Source organism: Streptomyces sp. NRRL S-378, from assembly GCF_000720645.1.
Taxonomy (GTDB): Bacteria; Actinomycetota; Actinomycetes; order Streptomycetales; family Streptomycetaceae; genus Streptomyces.
In genome coordinates this window covers 118547-137219 of record NZ_JOBX01000010.1, presented here as the reverse complement: position 1 = coordinate 137219, position 18673 = coordinate 118547, and the positions used below count along the sequence as shown (strand labels likewise).

The 18673-nt window shown below is 73.2% G+C and carries 17 protein-coding genes; 11 read left to right on the top strand and 6 right to left on the bottom strand.

The features are described 5' to 3' along the window. Nucleotides 1-15: 15 nt before the first annotated feature. The 3 genes from IH80_RS0109685 to IH80_RS0109675 are packed head-to-tail and all read left to right on the top strand — an operon-like array spanning nucleotide 16 to nucleotide 3670. Nucleotides 16-984, top strand: coding sequence for an ABC transporter ATP-binding protein (locus tag IH80_RS0109685; protein WP_030959253.1), 969 nt, complete (start codon nucleotides 16-18; stop codon nucleotides 982-984). Further along, nucleotides 981-1736 (top strand): ABC transporter permease, encoded by a 756-nt coding sequence (locus IH80_RS0109680; RefSeq protein WP_030959252.1) that lies wholly within the window; start codon nucleotides 981-983, stop codon nucleotides 1734-1736. The genes IH80_RS0109685 and IH80_RS0109680 overlap by 4 nt, the downstream gene beginning before the upstream one ends. After that, complete coding sequence (locus tag IH80_RS0109675) at nucleotides 1733-3670, top strand: TOMM precursor leader peptide-binding protein (RefSeq protein ID WP_030959250.1); 1938 nt, start codon at nucleotides 1733-1735, stop codon at nucleotides 3668-3670. The genes IH80_RS0109680 and IH80_RS0109675 overlap by 4 nt, the downstream gene beginning before the upstream one ends. A gap of 78 nt (nucleotides 3671-3748) precedes the next feature. On the opposite strand, the gene IH80_RS0109670 is transcribed toward IH80_RS0109675, so the two are convergent. Next, complete coding sequence (locus IH80_RS0109670; RefSeq protein WP_007268044.1) at nucleotides 3749-3922, bottom strand: thiazolylpeptide-type bacteriocin; 174 nt, start codon at nucleotides 3920-3922, stop codon at nucleotides 3749-3751. A 165-nt stretch (nucleotides 3923-4087) separates the two neighbouring features. Here IH80_RS0109670 and IH80_RS0109665 point away from each other — a divergent pair, with 165 nt between their 5' ends. Continuing rightward, nucleotides 4088-5347 (top strand): amidohydrolase, encoded by a 1260-nt coding sequence (locus IH80_RS0109665; protein WP_037879338.1) that lies wholly within the window; start codon nucleotides 4088-4090, stop codon nucleotides 5345-5347. A 446-nt stretch (nucleotides 5348-5793) separates the two neighbouring features. After that, a complete protein-coding gene (locus tag IH80_RS44620) occupies nucleotides 5794-5940 on the top strand; it encodes a hypothetical protein (RefSeq protein WP_158943354.1) in 147 nt (48 codons plus the stop codon). A gap of 262 nt (nucleotides 5941-6202) precedes the next feature. Here IH80_RS44620 and IH80_RS0109660 read toward each other — a convergent pair whose 3' ends face one another. The 5 genes from IH80_RS0109660 to IH80_RS0109640 all read right to left on the bottom strand — a co-directional run bounded on the left by IH80_RS0109660 (nucleotide 6203) and on the right by IH80_RS0109640 (nucleotide 11022). Then, on the bottom strand, nucleotides 6203-6445 hold the full coding sequence (locus tag IH80_RS0109660; RefSeq protein WP_030959246.1) for a DUF6296 family protein: 243 nt from the start codon (nucleotides 6443-6445) through the stop codon (nucleotides 6203-6205). 110 nt (nucleotides 6446-6555) lie between these two features. Beyond that, the gene (locus IH80_RS0109655) at nucleotides 6556-7140 is read right to left on the bottom strand and encodes a copper chaperone PCu(A)C (protein WP_078906407.1); all 585 of its coding nucleotides are present in this window, start codon (nucleotides 7138-7140) and stop codon (nucleotides 6556-6558) included. Beyond that, nucleotides 7140-9494, bottom strand: a complete 2355-nt coding sequence (locus IH80_RS0109650) for a heavy metal translocating P-type ATPase (RefSeq protein ID WP_030959244.1) — start codon at nucleotides 9492-9494, stop codon at nucleotides 7140-7142. Before IH80_RS0109650 ends, IH80_RS0109655 begins: the two co-directional genes overlap by 1 nt. Next, complete coding sequence (locus IH80_RS0109645; protein WP_030959243.1) at nucleotides 9491-9748, bottom strand: hypothetical protein; 258 nt, start codon at nucleotides 9746-9748, stop codon at nucleotides 9491-9493. The genes IH80_RS0109650 and IH80_RS0109645 overlap by 4 nt, the downstream gene beginning before the upstream one ends. Before the next feature lie 326 nt (nucleotides 9749-10074). Further along, nucleotides 10075-11022 (bottom strand): methionyl-tRNA formyltransferase, encoded by a 948-nt coding sequence (locus IH80_RS0109640; RefSeq protein WP_030959241.1) that lies wholly within the window; start codon nucleotides 11020-11022, stop codon nucleotides 10075-10077. Between the two features lie 273 nt (nucleotides 11023-11295). Between IH80_RS0109640 and IH80_RS0109635 the strand changes: the two genes are divergently transcribed. The 6 genes from IH80_RS0109635 (at nucleotide 11296) to IH80_RS0109610 (ending at nucleotide 18636) form a co-directional block, all read left to right on the top strand. Then, nucleotides 11296-12654, top strand: coding sequence for a lysine N(6)-hydroxylase/L-ornithine N(5)-oxygenase family protein (locus IH80_RS0109635; protein ID WP_030959239.1), 1359 nt, complete (start codon nucleotides 11296-11298; stop codon nucleotides 12652-12654). A 22-nt stretch (nucleotides 12655-12676) separates the two neighbouring features. After that, nucleotides 12677-13738: a FecCD family ABC transporter permease gene (locus IH80_RS0109630; protein ID WP_030959237.1), complete on the top strand. Its 1062-nt coding sequence runs from the start codon at nucleotides 12677-12679 to the stop codon at nucleotides 13736-13738. Then, a complete protein-coding gene (locus tag IH80_RS0109625; protein ID WP_030959235.1) occupies nucleotides 13735-14796 on the top strand; it encodes a FecCD family ABC transporter permease in 1062 nt (353 codons plus the stop codon). The genes IH80_RS0109630 and IH80_RS0109625 overlap by 4 nt, the downstream gene beginning before the upstream one ends. Nucleotides 14797-14841: 45 nt before the next feature. Next, complete coding sequence (locus IH80_RS0109620; protein WP_078906406.1) at nucleotides 14842-15711, top strand: ABC transporter ATP-binding protein; 870 nt, start codon at nucleotides 14842-14844, stop codon at nucleotides 15709-15711. 76 nt (nucleotides 15712-15787) lie between these two features. After that, a complete protein-coding gene (locus IH80_RS0109615; RefSeq protein ID WP_030959233.1) occupies nucleotides 15788-16846 on the top strand; it encodes an iron-siderophore ABC transporter substrate-binding protein in 1059 nt (352 codons plus the stop codon). 2 nt (nucleotides 16847-16848) lie between these two features. Beyond that, the gene (locus IH80_RS0109610; RefSeq protein WP_030959231.1) at nucleotides 16849-18636 is read left to right on the top strand and encodes an ABC transporter ATP-binding protein; all 1788 of its coding nucleotides are present in this window, start codon (nucleotides 16849-16851) and stop codon (nucleotides 18634-18636) included. Nucleotides 18637-18673 lie beyond the last annotated feature (37 nt).

The following is an 18673-nucleotide window of genomic DNA, read 5'->3' as shown; positions in this document are numbered from 1 at the left end:
AGGGACGCACGACCCATGACGACAGACAGCACCCAGCCGCCCGACTCCCCGGCCATCGCCGTCCGGGACGTCCACAAACGCTACGGCGACCGCCGGGCGGTGGACGGGATCTCCCTGGACGTGCGCCGCGGTGAGTTCTTCGGGCTCCTCGGCCCCAACGGAGCCGGCAAGACCACCCTCATCGAAATCATGGAGGGCCTGCGCCGGGCCGAGGGCGGCACGGTCACCGTCCTGGGCCAGAGCCCCTGGCCCCGCAACACCGCCCTGCTGCCCCGGATGGGCGTACAGACCCAGGCCTCGGCCTTCTTCGTACGCCAGAGCGCGCGCGAGCACCTCGCCACCGTGGCCGGCCTCTACCGCCGCGGCCCTGCGGCCGCGGACCGCACCCTGGAGAGCGTCGGGCTCACCGGACAGCGCGACGTCATGGTGGAGAACCTCTCCGGCGGCCAGCGCCAGCGCCTGGCCATCGCCTCCGCACTCGTCCACGAACCGGAGCTGATCTTCCTGGACGAGCCGACGGCCGCCCTGGACCCGCAGGCCCGGCGCGACCTGTGGGAGGTGCTGCGCGCCCTCAAGGACCAGGGCCGCACCATCGTCTACACCACCCACCACCTCGACGAGGCCGAGGCGTTGTGCGACCGGGTCGCCATCCTCGTCGGCGGCCGGATCGCCGCGCTCGACTCGCCCCACCGGCTGGTCACGGCGGCCGGCGCGCCCTCGCGCCTGCTGCTGCCCGCCGGCCGGCTCGCCGTCGAGGAGGCCGCGGCGCTCCCCGGCGTGGACCGTGCCGTCCTGCAGGGCGGCTCCCTCGTCCTGGAGACCGCCACACCCGGCAAGGTCCTCCAGGCCGTCGACGCCCTCACCGGACTGGACGGGGTGATGACCCGCACGGCCACGCTCGAGGACGTCTACCTCGAACTCACCGGCGCCGCACACCCCGGCCCCCAGGCGGGCTCCCACATGCAGACGGAGTACCAGGCATGAGCGCATACACGGCCCTGACCGCCGCAGGCTACCGGGCGCAGGTCCGGGACAAGGCCACCCTCTTCTTCACCTTCGCCTTCCCGCTGCTCTTCCTGGTCGTCTTCGGCCTGATCTTCAGCGGGCAGGACGTCGAGGAGACCGGCCGCCCCTACATCTCCTACATCGCGCCCGGGGTGATGTCCTGGGGCGTCGCCAACGCGGCCGTCTTCGGCATCGCCTTCACCCTGATGCAGTGGCGGCGCGACGACCTGCTCCGCCTGATCCGGCTGACACCGACCCCACTGACGACCGTGCTCGCCTCGCGGTACGTCCTGGCCCTGGTCGTGGGCGTGGCGCAGGCGGCCGTGTTCGTCGCGGTGGCCATGCTCCCCGGTTTCGGGCTGACGCTGGACGGACGCTGGCCGCTGGTGCTGCCCGCCCTGGTGCTCGGCATCACCGCCTTCCTCGCCATAGGCGTGATCGTCGGCACCTACGCGAACACCCCGGAGGCCGTCGCCGCCATCGCCAACTGCCTGATGGTCCCGATGGCCTTCCTGTCCGGCTCGTTCCTGCCGCTCGACATGATGCCGTCGTGGCTGCAGTCGGTCTCCCTCGTCCTGCCGCTGCGCTACCTCAACGACGCCGCCACCGGCGCGCTCACCGGCACCGGGACCCTCGCCGACATCGGCACCGGCTGCGCGGTACTCCTCGGCTTCGCCCTGCTCTTCGGCGCGATCGGGCTCAAGACCTTCCGCTGGAGCAACCGGACATGACCACGCCCCCGTCGCGTCCGCCCGCACCGGACGGGACGCCCCTGGAATCCGCCCGGCGGGACCTCGCGGCAGCGCTGGAGCCGCGCGGCGCCGTCGTGGTGACCCTGGGCGTGCACGACGCCCTGGGACCGCGCACCTGCGACCCGTTCGCCGCGGTCCGGCCGCGGGCCACCGTCCACCTCACCGCCCGGGAGGTGCTGGTCGGCCCGTGGGGCGGCGACGGCGGCGCACCGGCGTGCGGCCAGTGCCTGGCCATGCGCCGCCAGCGGCTGCGCAGCCGCAGCGAGCGCGACGCGCTGGAGACCGGCCACGGGCCCGGCACACCCGCCGGCCCCGAATGGCCGCTGCTGTCCCCGTACGCGCACGACGCGGTGTACGCGCTGCACGAGGCCGTCCACGGCGGCCGGGTCACCGCACCCGCCGGGGCCGCGGCCGACCGCTCCCTGCCCCAGGTGTCCCGGCTGGACCTGGCGACGCTGCGGATCCGGACGTACCCGCTGCTGGCCGACCCGCTGTGCCCGGACTGCGGCCCGCGGGGCACCGACGCGCCGCGGCCCTTCACCCCGGCGTCCCGTCCCAAGCCCGGACCCGGCGCACAGCGGCTGCGCGCCGCCTCCTCGTACCCGATGCCGTACTCGGCGCTGGCCAACCCGGTGACCGGGGTGCTCGGCGGCGGGACCTGGCTGAACGTCACCTCGCCGACCACCGCCCCGGTCGCGGGGAGCGTCTTCATGCGCGGGTACGCGGGCCTGACGGACGTCACGTGGAGCGGGCAGGCCAACAGCTTCGCCGCCAGCCGCGACCTCGCCCACCTGGAAGGGCTGGAACGGTACGCCGGCACCCACCGCCGCACCGGGAACACCCTGCTCACCGCCTCCTACGCGGAACTGGGCGACCGGGCGCTCGACCCGGCCGCGTGCGGGTTCTACGCGCCGGAGACCTACCGCGACGACCCGCTCGTGTCCCCCTTCGACCCCGAGCGGCCGATCCCGTGGGTGTACGGGCACTCGCTGCGCGACGACCGTCCCGTGCTGGTCCCGGCCCGGCTGGTGCACTACAGCGCCGGTGTCGCCGCCGACAACTTCGTCTTCGAGTGCTCCAACGGCTGCGCCATCGGCAGCTGCCCGGAAGAGGCCCTGCTCGGCGCCCTGCTCGAACTGGTCGAGCGGGACGCGTTCCTGCTCGCCTGGTACGGCGGCCTGCAGCTGACCGAGATCGACCTGGCGAGCGTGCCGGGGACCGCGGTGCGCACGATGGCCGACCGGGCGGCGCTCCAGGGCTACGACGTGCACGCCTTCGACAACCGTGTGGACCTGGCGGTCCCGGTCGTCACCGGGCTCGCGGTACGCCGCGACGGCGGCCCCGGACTGTTCTCCTTCGGCGCCGGCGCCGCGCTCGACCCGGCGACGGCGGTGGAGGCAGCGCTGTCGGAGGTGCTCACCTACATCCCGCACCTGCCGCGCCAGGTCGCGGAGCGACGCGGCGAACTGGAGGCGATGGCAGCCGACTTCGGCAGGGTGCGGCACCTGAAGGACCACGCCCAGCTGTACGGGCTGCCGGTGATGGCGGAGCACGTACGGCCCTACCGTGAGCCGGTCGCCGTCCGCACGATGGACGAGGCCTACCGGTCCTGGACGGACCACGGACGGCCCCGCACCGGCGACCTCCGCGACGATCTGCTGTGCGTGGTGGGGGAGCTGACGGGCGCCGGACACGACGTCATCGTCGTCGACCAGACCACGCCCGAACAGCAGCGGATCGGCCTGCACACGGTCTGCGCGGTGGTGCCGGGTCTGCTGCCGATCGACTTCGGCTGGTCCCGGCAGCGCGCCCCGTACCTGCCGCGCCTGCGCACCGCGCCCCGGCGCGCGGGACTGCGGCCGGCCGACCTCACCGACGCCGACGTCCGCCTGGTCCCGCACCCGTTCCCGTAGACACGTGCCCGACGGGCGGATGCCCCGGTCCCCGCAACCGCGGGGACCGGGGCACCCGTGTGTCCGCGGCCCGACGGGTCAGGCGGAGCAGGAAGTGGTGCTGGTGGTGGAGGAGCAGGTCGAGGTGGAGCTGCAGCTCGTGGAACCGGCGAGCACGACCTCGCTGGCGTCCGAGTAGTCGGAGATCTCGAAGGTCTCGGACTCCAGCTCCAGGATCTCGTCCGCGAGCGAGGCGAGGGGCGACTTCTCCATGGTGACTCCTTCTGGTGAGGGGACCGCACCGGGCCGTGCCCGGTGCCTGCACCATCAGAGCCGGTGCCGCCGTCAACGGACCCGTCGCAGTGCTGACACTCCTCTGACACCGGGTGTCAGCGCCCTGCCGTGCCCGCTCCGCACCCATGGCCCGATCATGACCCCATGACCGGCCACGCCTCCGTTCCGCTCGCCCGGCTCGACGAGCACCTGCGCGACCTGACGGCCTTCTACCTGGAACTGCACCGTGACCCGGAGCTGTCGGGAGCGGAACGGCGCACGGCGGACCGCTTCGCCGGACGGCTGGAGTCGGCGGGGTACGCGACCTGGCGCGGCATCGGCGGGCACGGTGTGGCGGGCGTGCTGCGCAACGGTGACGGGCCGACGGTCCTGCTGCGGGCCGAACTCGACGCCCTGCCGGTACGGGAGACGACCGGGCTGCCGTACGCGGCCGACGGGGAGGCGGCGCACGCCTGCGGGCACGATCTGCACCTGGCCGCGGCGGCGGGCACGGCCGAACTGCTCGCACGGACGCCTCGGGCCTGGCGCGGCACCCTCGTGGTGGCCGGGCAGCCCGCCGAGGAGACGCTGGAGGGGGCCGGGGCGATGCTGGCCGACGGCCTCTACCGGCGGTGCGGCCGGCCCGACGACGTCCTGGCCCAGCACGCGGCGCCGCTGCCGGCGGGGATGGTCGCGCACGGGTACGGGCCCATGACGGCGGGCAGCGTCACCCTCCGGGTGGTGGTGCACGGCCGGGGCGGGCACGCGGGCGCCCCGCACCTCGCGGTGGACCCGGTGGTGGCCGCGGCACACGTGGTGACCCGGCTCCAGACGGTGGTGGCGCGGGAGGCCGCCCCCGCGGACCAGGTGGCGGTGACCGTCGGTTCCTTCCGGGCGGGGGAGCGGGCGAACGTCATCCCGGACCGCGCCGAACTGGCCCTGACCGTAAGGGCGGTGAGCGAGGCCTCGCTGGCCCGGGCCGCCGCGGCCGTGGAGCGGATCGTGCGCGCCGAGTGCGCCGCCGCCGGCTGCCCCCGCGATCCGGAGGTCGTCCGGCTGTCGCAGTCCCCCGTCACGCACCCGGATCCCGCTCTGACGTCCGCCGTACGGGAGGCGCACACGGCCGAGTTCGGGGCGGAGCGGGTGGCGATGTGGCCGCCCTCGCTCGCGACGGAGGACTTCGCGCTCTTCGGTGACGCGGGCGCGGACGTGCACGGCGAGCGGGGCATCCGGCTCGGCTACTGGATGGTGGGCACGGTCGGTCCGGCCGCCTGGTCCCGTGCGCCGGGTGCGACGGCGGCGCAGAAGCTGGCCGCCCTCCCCGCCAACCACGCCCCCGACTTCGCCCCGGACGCGCGCACCGCCCTGCCGTCCGCCGTCCGCGCCCTGACCAGCGCGGCCCTGGCCCGCCTGGGCCGCCCCTGAACGGATCACGACCCGTTTTCGGTGGAACCGAAGACTCCGGCCCGCTGGGCCGCTCGCGTACGTGACCTCATTCCCCTGGCCTGGGCCGTGTGGTTCGTCTCCCGGATCGTGTCCCACGCGGCACGAGGCGCACGCCCGGGGGTGCGGTGCCGAGCGCGGTCCTCCACGCCGTCGGCACGGCGGCCGGTGGCGTGTCCGGCCCGCTGATCTCCGCCGGGCTCGCATCGCCACCCCGCTCTCGGCCCGCGCCTCCGCGCCGGCGGTGTGACCCGGCGTCCAGGGGGTGTGCGCCGTCCGTGGTCGTCAGGGCGGGAACGGGCAACCCACGGGACGCCCGCACGGCCGCACGAGTGAAGCGGGAACGGACCGGGCAGGCGTACACCGGGCGCAACTCCGGACATGTCACGGAATGCGGCGTTTCTCTATGACTCCGGGAGAGCCGGTACATGCCTCTCCAGATACTGCACCTCGACCTGCAAGGCCGGAGCGCCGCGGCACAGGCCCGGCGCGCGGCCCGCGCGGACCTCGTCACGGCGGCCGAGGACGACGGGGGTCCCTCCCGCCCCTCGCGCTGGACACGGCGCTCCTGCTGATCAGCGAGCCCGTCACCAACGCCGTCCGCCATACGAGCGGCGGCTGCCTGCTGGAGGTCCGTCTCGCGTCGGAGGGCATCGACATCGAGGTCACCGACACCAGCGACGAGCCGGAACCCGGACGACCCGACCGGCGCGGCGCGGGCGGCTGGGGGGTGGCACCTGGTCAACCGGCTGGGAACCGACCTCTGCATCCGCCACCACGCGGCGGGAGGCAAGACGATCCACGTCCGCGTCCCGCGCTAGGGATCCGCGTCCCGCGTCAGGGCACGGCGCGGGCCCGCAGGACGCGGGCCGGCTGCTGGCCCCCGCCCGTCGCCAGCACCCGTACCTCGCCGCCGCTGCTGATCTCGGCCCGGACGATACCGGTGGCGTCCTCGTACACGGGATGCCCGCCGGGTCCCGCCGCGCTGGTGCGGGTCATCCGGACGACGTCCTCCCCGACGCCGTCCGCCGCGGCGAAGACCACCTCGTAGGACTCCGCGTCCCCGTGCACCGTACCCATGGCCGACCCTCCTGCCCTGACGTCTGCCGTTCGCCGGCGGTGGCCGACTTCCCACCTGCCACGCTAAGCCCGCCCGGCCGCTCTGTCCTCACGGCCCGCGCGCCCCGGCCTCAGCCGACGGGCCGCACCACGAACGCCACGGCGTCCACCGCCCCGCTGCGGCGGAAGTGCAGGACGAACGGGATGGCATCACCCACCCGGTGGCGGGCCTTCACCCGGATCGTCAGGTCCAGGGTGGCCGGTGTCATCACGAGGAAGTCGCCCGCGGGGATGTTCGCCGACGGGACCGCCCGCACCCGCACCGCGTCGCCGGCCTCCCCGCCGCGCTCGTGGCGGTTCAGCACGATCCCGTCGGCGGCCGGAGAGGTGACCGACACCAACTGGTCGTCGGAGTCACCGGTGTTGGCGATCCGGAAGAAGGCAGCCGTGTGCTCCTTCCCGGCCTGCGGGACCAGGACCCGGCCCACACCCACGTCGATCCGCGCGGGGCTGCCCGCCGCACCCGCCTTCGTCCAGGCCGTCAGCCCCACCAGCATCGTCAGGCAGGCCATCACGGGGACCAGCCCGGCGAGCAGCCCGTCGCGCAGGCTCCGACGACCGGGCGTGCGGCCTTCCGCCGCCGTGACCGCCCGGTACACCGCCCGGTACACGGTCCTGCGCACCGACCGGGCCACCGTCCGGAGGAGGTCACTCATCAGCGGGAAGCCTTCCGGACGGGGGTGCCGAGGCGTTTCGGCGCGGGATGCCAGGTGCACAGGCGCAGGCTGTTGGCCACCACGAGCAGCGAGCTCGCGGACATCGCGGCGGCGGCGAGCATGGGGCCCAGCAGCCCCACGGCCGCCAGGGGGACGGTCACCGCGTTGTAGCCGAACGCCCAGACCAGGTTGAGCCGGATCGTCGCCAGGGTGCGTCGCGCGAGGCGGACCGCGTCGGCGACCGCCTCGATGTCGCCCCGTACGAGGGTCACGTCGGCGGCGCCGATGGCCACGTCCGTGCCGCTGCCCATCGCGATCCCGAGATCGGCCTCCGCCAGGGCCGCGGCGTCGTTGACCCCGTCCCCGATCACGGCCACCCGGCGGCCCCCGCTGCGCAGCTCCCGTACCAGCGCCGCCTTGCCCTCCGGCGTGCAGTGGGCGCGGACCTGCGTGATGCCCAGCTCGCGGGCGACGGCCCGCGCGGTGGCCTCCCGGTCGCCGGTCGCCAGGACCGGCTCCACGCCGAGGCGCCGCAGCCGGTCCACCGCCCGGTAGCTGCCGGGCCGCAGGACGTCGCCCAGCGCGATGAGCGCCTCGTCGAAGCCGTCCACCCGGACCAGGACCGGGGTGAGCGCGGCGGCCTCCGCCTCGGCCAGTGCCCGTGCCAGTGAGGCGGGCAGGCCCTCGCCCGGAGTGCGCACCTCCACGCGCCGGCCCTCCACGATGCCCGTCACGCCGCTGCCGGGGACGGCCAGGAAGCCGACGACCCCGGGCAGCGGACCCTCGGTGGCGCGCTGCGCGCACGAGACGACCGCACGGCCCAGCGGATGCTCGGATCCCTGCTCCACCGCCCCGGCCAGCCGGAGTGCCGCGTCCCGGCCGATCCCTCCGGCCGTCTCCGTGACCCGTACGACGGACATGTGGCCGGTGGTGAGGGTGCCCGTCTTGTCCAGGACGATGACGTCGACGTGCCGCAGGGCCTCCAGCGCCTGCGGCCCTCTGACCAGGATGCCGAGACGGGCGCCGCGGCCGGTGGCGGCCATGAGCGCGGTGGGCGTGGCCAGGCCCAGAGCACACGGACAGGCCACGACGAGGATCGCCACCGCCGCGGTCACGGCCGCCTGGGGGTCGGCTCCGGCGCCGAGCCAGAAGCCGAGCACGGTGACGGCCAGGGACAGCACGGCGGGGACGAATACGCCCGCCACCTTGTCGGCGAGGCGCTGGGCCCGCGCCTTGCCCGCCTGCGCCTCGGTGACCAGGTGCGTGATCCGGGCCAGCCGGGTGTCGGCGCCGACCGCCGTGGCCTGGACGAGGAGCAGCCCGCCCATGTTGACGGCGCCCCCCACCACCGCCCGGCCGGGGCCCACCTCGACGGGATCGCTCTCCCCGGTGATCAGCGACAGGTCCAGGGCCGAGTTCCCCGAGACCACGACGCCGTCGGTGGCGACCCGCTCCCCGGGCCGGACGACGAAACCCTGCCCCGGCACGAGCTCCTCTATGGGCAGGAGACGTTCCCTGCCGTCCTCGCGCACGGTCACGTCCTTGGCGGCCAGGCCGGCGAGGGAGCGCAGTGCCGCGCCCGTCCCGCGCCGGGCGCGCGCCTCCAGATGGCGGCCGGTCAGCACGAAGAGGGGAACGGCGACGGCCGCCTCCAGGTAGACGTGCGCGGCCTCCGTTCCGGCCTGCGGGAGGAGGCTGAACGGCATCCGCATGCCGGGATCACCCGCGCCGCCGAGGAACAGCGCGTACAGGGACCAGGCGAAGGACGCCACGACGCCGATCGAGACGAGGGTGTCCATGGTGGCCGCCGAGTACCGCAGCCCGCGGGCCGCCCGTACGTGGAACGGCCAGGCGCTCCAGACGACCACGGGGGCGGCCAGGACGAGGCACAGCCACTGCCAGTGGCGGAACTGCAGGGCGGGCACCATCGACAGGACGAGGACGGGCAGGCAGAGGAGCGTGGTGATCAGCAGGCGTTCGCGGTCCCTGCGGGCCTCCTCTCGGGTCGGACCGGCCGGGTCGGCCGGGTCGTCCGGGTCGTCCGGGTCGGTCGGGCCGGTCGGAGCACCGGAGGCACCGGGGCCGGTGGCGGCCGCCGGGACGGTCCGTGAAGCGGGCGGCGGCACCACCTCCGTCCCGTATCCGGCCCGTTCGACCGCTGCCATCAGTTCGCCGGGGGTGACCTCCGCCGGGTGGTGCACGCGGGCCCGGCCGGTGGCCAGGTTGACCGAGGCCGTCACCCCGTCGATGCGGGACAGCCGCTTCTCCACCCGGTTCACGCAGGCCGCGCAGGTCATGCCCCGGACGACGAGGTCGGTGGTCACCCCTGCGACCGTGCCGCTCTCCGGTGTCATCGTCCACCGCCGGTCATGCCGCCGGTCATGCCGGTCATGCCGCCCATGTCCCCCCGGCCGCCCGGCTCGGCGGAACCCGCGTCGCCGACCGTGCTCCGCATGCCGGGCGCCACCGGACCGGCCGCCGCCCCCACCCCGTACGCGAGGGCGAACATCGCGAGGAGCAGGACCACGAAGCCGGTCAGCGCCGGCGGAGGGCCCCACCGCCCCGTGGTCGCGGGCGCCTGGACTGCGGACTGCTGTTCTTCGGTCATCGACATTCCCTGATCCGAGGATTCGCTCACGGAGCCACGCCCCGCCGGTTCCGCGCAGGTGGTCGGATGCGCGCCCGGTCCGGTTCCCGCGGATCTCCGGCGGATGTCCCGCGGATCTCCGGCCCGTTCCTCCTCCACCACCGCCCTCGCCGGCTCCACCGAGGAGGAGCAGTTCCACCAGGGGCCTTCCGCGGGTTCCCCACGTACGACCGGGGCCGATGAGGGGCTCCGGTCCGCCGCCGGGCTGAGGGGCCGGCGGCGTGCGGTGAGCGGGGTGCGGCGGGGTGGTGCCCGACGCACCCCGGCCGTGGCGCACCGGGGGCGCGTCAGGGACGGGCGGTCAGGTACCCGCCCATGGAGGTGAAGTACTCGGTCGCGGGCAGCTCGCGGCCGTCCTCGGTGCGCACCCGGGTGATGGCCAGCCCGTGGTTGCGGCCGGAGCGGGCGTCGGCGCCCGCCACGATCACCACGCCGTCGCCCTCGCGGTAGAAGACGCGGCCGGGCGTGCCGCCGTACCGGCCCTGCGACACGAAGGCGGCCAGGACCTCGATCCGCCGGCCGCGGTGGAAGGTGAACGCACTCGGGTAGGGCTCGGACTGGGCGCGCACCAGGCGGTCCAGCTCCTGCGCGGACCAGGTCCAGTCGATGCGGCTGTCCTCGACGGAACGCTTGTGGAAGAAGCTCGCCTGCGACCGGTCCTGACGGACGAACTCCCGTTGCCCGGAGGCTATGAGGTCCAGCGCGCCGACGGTGACCGGCGCGATGAGGTCGACGGTGCGGTGGAAGAGGTCGGTGGCGGTGTCCTTCGGCCCCACCGGCACGGCCTCCTGCCGCACGATGTCACCGGCGTCGAGCTCGTCGTTCATCATGTGCGCGGTGACGCCCACTTCGCTCTCGCCGTTGATCAGTGCCCAGATCAGGGGCGAGAAGCCGGCGTACTTCGGCAGCAGCGAGTCGTGCACGTTCAGGGTGCCGTGGCGCGGGAGGTTGAACACCCGCGGGGGCAGCCAGGTCCGCCAGTTGTTGGCCACGATGATGTCCGGGTCCGCCTCCTTCAGGCGTGCGAACAGCTCGTCGTCGTCGGGGCGGTTGCGGAGCAGTACCGGGACCCCGTGCTCCTCGGCGAGGTCGGCGACGGAGTCGCTCCAGATCTTCTCGTAGACGTGCTCGCTCTTGGGGTGCGTCACGACCAGCACCACGTCGTGCTCGGAGTCCAGGAGGGCTTGCAAGGTGCGGTGCCCCCAGGTCTGGTAACCGAACATGACGACCCGCATGGGGTTCCTCCTCAGCGCAGGGGGTTGGTCATGTCGAGTAAAGCAAGGCTTGCCTAAGCCTGCAATGGCCCTTATTCGTAAGGGAGTTGAAGATCACTCGAAAGGGTTGCGGCTCGTTTTGCCTATCGACAGCGTCGTCTGGATCAGGTTAGCCTTGCCTAAGTCTCATGGTCGTGGCTCCGTCGGCATGCCTTCCTTCCGTGCGGCCGACACCCCGACCGACGGCCGCCCGTCCCCACGGCGGGGAGGCCGCCCTCGCAGGATGGGAGTGACATGGCACAGGTTCGTCCTGGCGGAGCCCCGGTGGTCCACGACCTCATTGGAATCGGCTTCGGGCCGTCCAACGTGGCCATGGCCATCGCGGTCAGCGAGCACAACTTACGCGTCGGCGGACGGGAAGGGATCAACGCCCGCTTCTTCGAGCAGCAGCCCCGCTTCGGCTGGCACCGCGGGATGCTCATCGACGACGCGACCATGCAGGTGAGCTTCCTCAAGGACCTGGTGACGCTGCGGAATCCGGCGAGCGACTTCAGCTTCCTGTGCTACCTCAAGAGCAAGGGACGGCTGATCGACTTCATCAACCACAAGAACCTCTTCCCGCTCCGCGTGGAGTTCCACGACTACTTCGAATGGGCCGCGGACAAGGTCGACGCCATGGCGTCCTACGGACACGAGGTCGTCGGGATCACCCCCGTGACCCGGGACGGTGTGGTGGAGCACCTCGACATCACGGTCCGGTCCGGTGAGGGACTCGCACTCCACCGGGCCCGCAACGTCGTCATAGGAACGGGCCTGCGCCCCTTCATGCCGGACGGCGTGGAACGTACCGACCGCGTCTGGCACAACTCCGACCTGCTGACGAAGGTCGACGGCCTGGACGGTACCGCGCCTTCCCGGTTCATCGTGGTCGGCGCCGGGCAGAGCGCCGCCGAGAACGTCGCCTACCTCCACCGCCGCTTCCCCGGGGCCGAGGTGTGCGCCGTCTTCTCCCGCTACGGCTACAGCCCCGCCGACGACAGCGGCTTCGCCAACCGCATCTTCGACCCGCAGGCCGTGGGCGAGTTCTTCGCGGCGCCGGAGGACGTCAAGCGCCGGCTGATGGACTACCACGGCAACACCAACTACTCCGTGGTGGACATCGACCTGATCGACGACCTCTACCGGCAGATGTACCAGGAGAAGGTCCTGGGCACCGAGCGCCTCCGCTTCCTCAACGTCTCCCGGCTGACGGGCGTCAGGGAGACCCCGGCGGGCGTCCACACGACCGTGCAGTCCCTCGTCACCGGTGAGGAGACGCCCCTGGACGCGGACGTCGTGGTCTTCGCGACCGGATACCGCCCCGCCGACCCCCTCGGCCTGCTCGGCGACGTCGCCGAACGGTGCCTGCGCGACGACGCGGGCCGCGTCCGGGTCGAGCGTGACTACCGCATCGCGACCGATCCCGCACTGCGGTGCGGCATCTACGTACAGGGCGGAACGGAACACACGCACGGCATCACCTCGTCCCTGCTGTCCAACACGGCCGTCAGGGTGGGCGAGATCCTCGACTCGCTCCTCGGGCGGGGCCTCAAATCCGGTGCCGACGAGGTCCGGACGGTCGCCGGGGGCACCGGCAGCACCGCCGCCCGCTGACGAAGGGACGACGTACGGCGACATGGGCACGCTTGCACTCGAACGCCCCGTGCCCACCGGCACGACCAGGGCGCGGAAAAGGCGGGTGGTCGGTTCGCTCGCCCTCGTGTTGATCCTCCTGACCGCGATGGTGGTGTCGTTGGGCGTCGGTGCGCGCGGGCTGACTCCGTCCGAGGTCTGGTACGGGCTGACCGCCGGGCCCGGCGACGCCGACCACCGGCTCACCCAGATCCGGCTCATCGTGCAGACCGTACGGATCCCCCGTACGGTGCTCGCCACCGTCGCCGGGGTGGCACTGGGGGTCGGCGGGGCGCTGATCCAGGGGTACACGCGCAACCCGATCGCGGACACCGGCCTGCTCGGCGTCAACGCGGGGGCCTCGTTCGCCGTGGTCTCGGTGATCGCCGTCTTCGGCTTCGCGAACCCGTTCCAGTACGTCTGGTTCGCCTTCGCCGGGGCGGCGGTCGCCGGTGCCGTCGTGTTCGGGCTGGCGAGCATCGGCAGGGGCGCCGGCAACCCGCTGACGCTGGCACTGGCAGGACAGGGCGTCACCGTGTTCCTCGCGGCCATGACCACGGCGGTCGCGCTGTCCGACAAGGCGTCGCTGAACGCGCTGCGCTTCTGGAACGCGGGCTCGGTGGCCGGCGTCGGCTTCGGCGTCATCTGGCCGGTGACCGCCTTCGTCGCGGCCGGGCTGGTCCTGGCGCTGACCACGCTGCCCGCCGTCAACCTGCTCAACCTGGGCGACGACGTGGCCCGGGGCCTGGGCGTCAACATCGCGCTGAACCGGACCGTCGGCATCATCGCCATCACCCTGCTGGCGGGGGCAGCGACGGCGGCGTGCGGATCCATCGCGTTCCTCGGGCTCATGGTCGCCCACGTGGCCCGCTACCTGACCGGGCCGGACTACCGCTGGCTCGTGCCGTACGCGGGTCTCCTCGGCGCCATCGTCCTGCTGCTCTGCGACATCGCCGGGCGGCTGCTGGTCCGGCCGGGCGAACTGGACGCGGGTGTCGTCGTCGCCCTCCTGGGCGCCCCCTTCTTCGCGGTGCTGGTGTGGCGCGGAAAGTTCAAGAGCGCATGACCGGGACCCGAGTGAAGCCTTCGGTGGCCCCGGGTGTGCGGCTCGGCCGGGTGTCGTTCGTCTGGCGGCCGTGGCTCGTCTGCGTCACCCTGCTGCTGGCGGCGGCGACGTTCCTGCTCTTCTGCCTGTCCATCGGCGTCGGGGACTTCCCGATCGGACTGCCCCAGGTGATCGCCACGATCCTGGGCCGGGGCGAGCAGGTGGACGAGTTCGTGATCATGGACCTGCGCATGCCGCGCGCCCTGGCCGGGTGCGTCGTGGGCATCGCGCTGGGCATGTCCGGGGCGATCACCCAGTCCATCGCGCGCAACCCGCTGGCCAGCCCGGACATCCTCGGGATCACCTGGGGCGCCGGTGCGGTCGCGGTGTTCCTGGTGACGGTGTCGGGCGGGACCGCCACGGCGGTCGTCAACTCCGTGGGCCTGTCGGGGGCAGCTCTTGCGGGTGGTCTCGGCACGGGGCTCCTCGTGTACCTCCTGGCGTGGCGGCGCGGGATCGACGGCTTCCGCCTCGTGCTCATCGGCCTGTCCGTGAGCGCGGTGATGGAGGCGATCACGACCTGGCTGCTGGTGACGGCCGACATCAGGGACGTGGCCCGGGCGCAGGCCTGGCTCATCGGCTCGCTGGACAACCGCTCGTGGGACGACGTGCGGGTGGCGCTGTGGTGCACGCTCGCCCTGGTGGCCGTCGTGGCGGGCGTCGCCTTCCAGTTCAAGCCGTTGCACCTCGGCGACGACGTGGCCGCCGGCCTGGGGGTCCGCTACACGGTGGTGCGCGCCGTCCTGCTGTTGTGCGCCGTCCTGCTGGCCGGCGTCGCGGTGAGCGCGGCCGGACCGGTCTCGTTCGTCGCGCTGGTGGCACCCCAGGTCGCGATGCGCCTGGCGAGGTGCCCGACCCCGCCGCTGGTCGCCTCGGGTCTGACCGGGGCCCTGCTGCTGATCGGTGCGGACCTGGTCGCCCGTACGGCGCTGCCGATGACCCTGCCGGTCGGCGTCGTCACCGCCGCGATCGGCGGTCCCTTCCTGGTCTACCTCCTGGTGCGGGCCAATCTTCGTTGATCGACACATGTTCGGGCAGGCACGGACCGAGGGGGAAGCGTGGCCATGGAGCACGTCGCCGGAAGCGCGGCCGGGGGCGGGGACACCGCACGGCTGGCCGCCAGAGGGGTCACGGTCGGATACGGGGGCCGGGTCGTCATCGGCGACCTGGACGTGGTCGTCCCGGCCCGGGTGATCACCACCATCATCGGCTCCAACGGCTGCGGGAAGTCGACGCTGCTGCGGACCCTGTCGCGCCTGCTCAAGCCGGCCAGGGGGACCGTCGTGCTGGACGGCGAGGACATCGCCGGGCTCAGGACCCGGGACGTGGCGAGGAAGCTCGGGCTGCTGCCGCAGGCCCCGGTGGCCCCGGAGGGGCTCACGGTGGCCGACCTGGTGGCCAGGGGCCGGCATCCGCACCAGAGCTGGCTGCGGCAGTGGTCGTCGGACGACGCCGCCGTGGTGGAACGTGCGCTGGCCATGACGGGGGTGTCCGACCTGGCGGACCGTCCGGTCGACGCCCTGTCGGGAGGGCAGCGCCAGCGCGTGTGGATCTCCATGACGCTGGCCCAGGGCACCGATCTGCTGCTGCTGGACGAGCCGACCACGTACCTGGACCTGGCGCACGCCATCGACGTGCTCGATCTGGTGGACGACCTCCACGAGTCCGGATGCACCGTGGTGCTCGTGCTGCACGACCTGAATCTGGCCGCCAGGTACAGCGACAACCTCATCGTGATGAAGGCGGGATCCGTCCTCGCGCAGGGGCACCCGCGCGACGTGATCACGGCCGAGTTGCTGCACGAGGCCTTCGGGCTGCGTGCCAAGGTGATCGACGACCCGGTGGGGGACAGGCCGCTCATCGTGCCGATCGGCCGCGCCCATGTGAGGCCGGATCAGATGGACAAAGATACGGTTCAAGTAAGGCTAGGCTAGCCTCACTTGGGCGCGCTACTGTGTGGCTGCCCTCGGCCGGGGGCGCAATGGACAGCACGAAAGCAAGGGATTGCGGATGCTTCTCCATCGAACGTCTCGTACGAACCCCGGGGTGCGGTCCGCGGTGGCGGTGTCCGCCGCGGCGCTCGGGGTCGGCCTCCTGGCCGGATGCGGTTCCGACCCCGCGGACCCGGCCGAGAAGAAGGGCGGTGACGCCCCGGCCGCCGCGGCCGGCACCTTCCCGGTCACGGTGGAGCACGCGTTCGGATCCACGAAGATCGCCAAGGCCCCCCGGCGGGTCGTCTCCGTCGGCTACACCGACGACCAGGCGATCCTCGCCCTCGGCGTCAAGCCGGTGGGCATGGTCGACCAGTACCCCAACCCGCCCGGCACGAGTCCCGACCTCAACACCCAGTGGCCCTGGACGAAGGACAAGTGGGGCGACACCCGCCCCGAGGTCGTCATGAACAACGGCGACGCCGGCCCGAACTACGAGAAGATCGCCGCCCTGCGGCCGGACCTGATCGTCGCGGTCTACTCCGAGATCGACCAGGCCGCCTACGACAAGCTCTCCAAGATCGCTCCGACGGTGGGCCGGACCAAGGCCGAGAAGGAGCCGTTCAGCGCCCCCTGGCAGGACAACGCGGTCCACATCTCCAAGGCCCTGGGCCAGGAGGCCAAGGGCACCGAACTGGTCAAGGGCATCCAGGACAAACTCGACGCGGCCAAGAAGGCGCACCCCGGTTTCGCGGACCAGACCGCCGTCGCACTGTCCTGGTACAAGGACTCCGTGGCCCCCTTCACCACCACCGACGTGCGCGGCCGGCTGGTGACGGGCATCGGCTACAAGGGCCAGACGGAGATCGACAAGATCGCCGACGGCAAGTTCTACACCACGCTCTCCCCCGAGCGCATGGACCTCGTCGACGTCGACCGCATCTTCGTCATCGCCGACAAGGCGGACCAGGAAGCGCTGAAGAAGTTCGAGCTGTTCACCAACCTCAACGCGGTCAAGAACGGCAAGGTCTCCTACCTCCTGGACAGCGAGGGACCCGCCGTCGGCGCGGCCATGTCCCAGGGCACCCTGCTCTCCCTGCCCTACGCGATCGACGAACTCGTCAAGTCGGCCGGCTGAGCGTGAGCACCACGGACACGCTCGTCGCCCCGACCACCCTGCGGACCACGACCGGACGCGAGGCCGCCCGCTGGGTCGCCGCGCACTGCCGCGAGGTGCCCTGGCTGACGGCGGCCACCGCCCTGACGACGGTGGCCGGAGCCGCCCTCCAGGTGCTCCCGCTGCTCCTGCTCGGCCGGGTCGTCGACGGGGTGGTCGCGGGCGGACCGCGTTCGATCCTGGTCACCACGGGCGTGCTGATGGCGGCCGCCGCGCTCCTCGGCGCGGCGGCCACCGCGCTGTCCACCTACCTGGTCGGCCGGCTCGGCGCCGACCTCCTCGCCCGGCTCCGGGAAGGCGCCGTCCGCGCGGTCCTGGGGATGCCCAGCGCCCGGATCGAGCAGGTCGGCCGGGGCGACGTGCTCTCCCGCGTCGGCGACGACGTCGCCGTCCTGTCCAGGGGCATCCGTACGGCCGTCCCCACCGTGTTCTCGGCGGGCGTGCTCGTCGTCATCGCCACCCTCGGCATGTTCGGCCTCGACTGGCGGCTCGGCCTGGCCGGAGCCGGCGCACTTCCCGCGTACGCCCTCGCCCTGCGCTGGTACCTCCCCCGCTCCGCGCCGCTCTACAAGCAGCAGCGGGCCGTCCAGGCGGACCGCGCGCAGGCGCTGATCAGCGGACTCAACGGGATCGACACGGTCCGCGCCTACCGTCTCGAGGGAGCCGTCCGGGAGAAGGTCACCACGGAGTCGTGGCGGGTCCGCGAACTCGGCATCGACGTGTTCCGCCTCTTCGGCCGTTTCGTCGGCCGGGAGAACCGGGCCGAGTTCATCGGACTGGTCCTCATCATCCTGGTGGGGTACGCCCTGCTGGAGGCCGACGCCGCCACCCTCGGCGAGGTCTCGGCGGCCCCGCTGCTCTTCCACCGGCTGTTCACCCCGCTGGGCTCCATCATGTTCACCTTCGACGAGGCGCAGAAGTCGGGCGCGAGCCTGACCCGGCTGGTCGGGGTGCTCGGCGAGGACGCCCAGGACCGGCTGGTCGGCGCCCCGGGCGTCGCACCGGCGGCCGACGCGCCGTACCCCGTGACGGTGAAGGGCCTCACCTTCAGCTACCCCGGCACCGAGCAGCCCGTCCTGAGGGACGTCGACCTGGCCATCCCGGCCGGCGGCTCCCTCGCCCTGGTCGGGGCGACCGGCGCCGGAAAGTCGACCCTGGCCGCGCTGATCGCGGGCATCGGGATCCCGCAAGCCGGATCGGTCCGCATCGGACCGACCGACCTCGCCGGTCTGGACGAGGCCGGGGCCCGGGCCCTGGTGAGCATCCTGACGCAGGAGACGCACGTGTTCTCCGGCCCGCTCGCCGACGACCTGCGGCTGGCCGCCCCGCAGGCCACCGACGCCGAGCTGACCGAGGCCCTGCGCACGGTCGGCGCCGACGGCTGGGTGGACGCCCTGCCCGACGGTCTCAGGACCACGGTCGGGGAGGGCGGCGAACGCCTGGACGTCACCAAGGTCGCCCAGATCGCCCTCGCCCGGCTGGTACTGGCCCGCTCGCCCGTGGTGGTGCTCGACGAGTCCACGGCCGAGGCGGGCAGCGAGGGCGCGGCCGAGCTGGAGCGGGCCGTGCTCGCCGCGTGCGCCGGCCGCACCACCCTGTTCGTCGCCCACCGGCTGACCCAGGCCATGGCGGCGGACCGGATCGCCGTCCTCGACGCGGGCCGCGTCGTGGAGCACGGCACGCACGAGGAGTTGGTGGCCCTGGGCGGCCGGTACGCGCGACTGTGGCGCGCCTGGCGCGAGGGAAGCTAGCCCCACCCCGCAACCGGGTGGGACAACCTGCGGACAC

Coding starts and splice junctions, on each gene's coding strand:
- IH80_RS0109685 (WP_030959253.1), top strand. CDS start 16: ATGACGACAGACAGCACCCAGCCGCCCGACTCCCCGGCCATCGCCGTC.
- IH80_RS0109680 (WP_030959252.1), top strand. CDS start 981: ATGAGCGCATACACGGCCCTGACCGCCGCAGGCTACCGGGCGCAGGTC.
- IH80_RS0109675 (WP_030959250.1), top strand. CDS start 1,733: ATGACCACGCCCCCGTCGCGTCCGCCCGCACCGGACGGGACGCCCCTG.
- IH80_RS0109670 (WP_007268044.1), bottom strand. CDS start 3,922: ATGGAGAAGTCGCCCCTCGCCTCGCTCGCGGACGAGATCCTGGAGCTG.
- IH80_RS0109665 (WP_037879338.1), top strand. CDS start 4,088: ATGACCGGCCACGCCTCCGTTCCGCTCGCCCGGCTCGACGAGCACCTG.
- IH80_RS44620 (WP_158943354.1), top strand. CDS start 5,794: ATGCCTCTCCAGATACTGCACCTCGACCTGCAAGGCCGGAGCGCCGCG.
- IH80_RS0109660 (WP_030959246.1), bottom strand. CDS start 6,445: ATGGGTACGGTGCACGGGGACGCGGAGTCCTACGAGGTGGTCTTCGCC.
- IH80_RS0109655 (WP_078906407.1), bottom strand. CDS start 7,140: ATGAGTGACCTCCTCCGGACGGTGGCCCGGTCGGTGCGCAGGACCGTG.
- IH80_RS0109650 (WP_030959244.1), bottom strand. CDS start 9,494: ATGACACCGGAGAGCGGCACGGTCGCAGGGGTGACCACCGACCTCGTC.
- IH80_RS0109645 (WP_030959243.1), bottom strand. CDS start 9,748: ATGACCGAAGAACAGCAGTCCGCAGTCCAGGCGCCCGCGACCACGGGG.
- IH80_RS0109640 (WP_030959241.1), bottom strand. CDS start 11,022: ATGCGGGTCGTCATGTTCGGTTACCAGACCTGGGGGCACCGCACCTTG.
- IH80_RS0109635 (WP_030959239.1), top strand. CDS start 11,296: ATGGCACAGGTTCGTCCTGGCGGAGCCCCGGTGGTCCACGACCTCATT.
- IH80_RS0109630 (WP_030959237.1), top strand. CDS start 12,677: ATGGGCACGCTTGCACTCGAACGCCCCGTGCCCACCGGCACGACCAGG.
- IH80_RS0109625 (WP_030959235.1), top strand. CDS start 13,735: ATGACCGGGACCCGAGTGAAGCCTTCGGTGGCCCCGGGTGTGCGGCTC.
- IH80_RS0109620 (WP_078906406.1), top strand. CDS start 14,842: ATGGAGCACGTCGCCGGAAGCGCGGCCGGGGGCGGGGACACCGCACGG.
- IH80_RS0109615 (WP_030959233.1), top strand. CDS start 15,788: ATGCTTCTCCATCGAACGTCTCGTACGAACCCCGGGGTGCGGTCCGCG.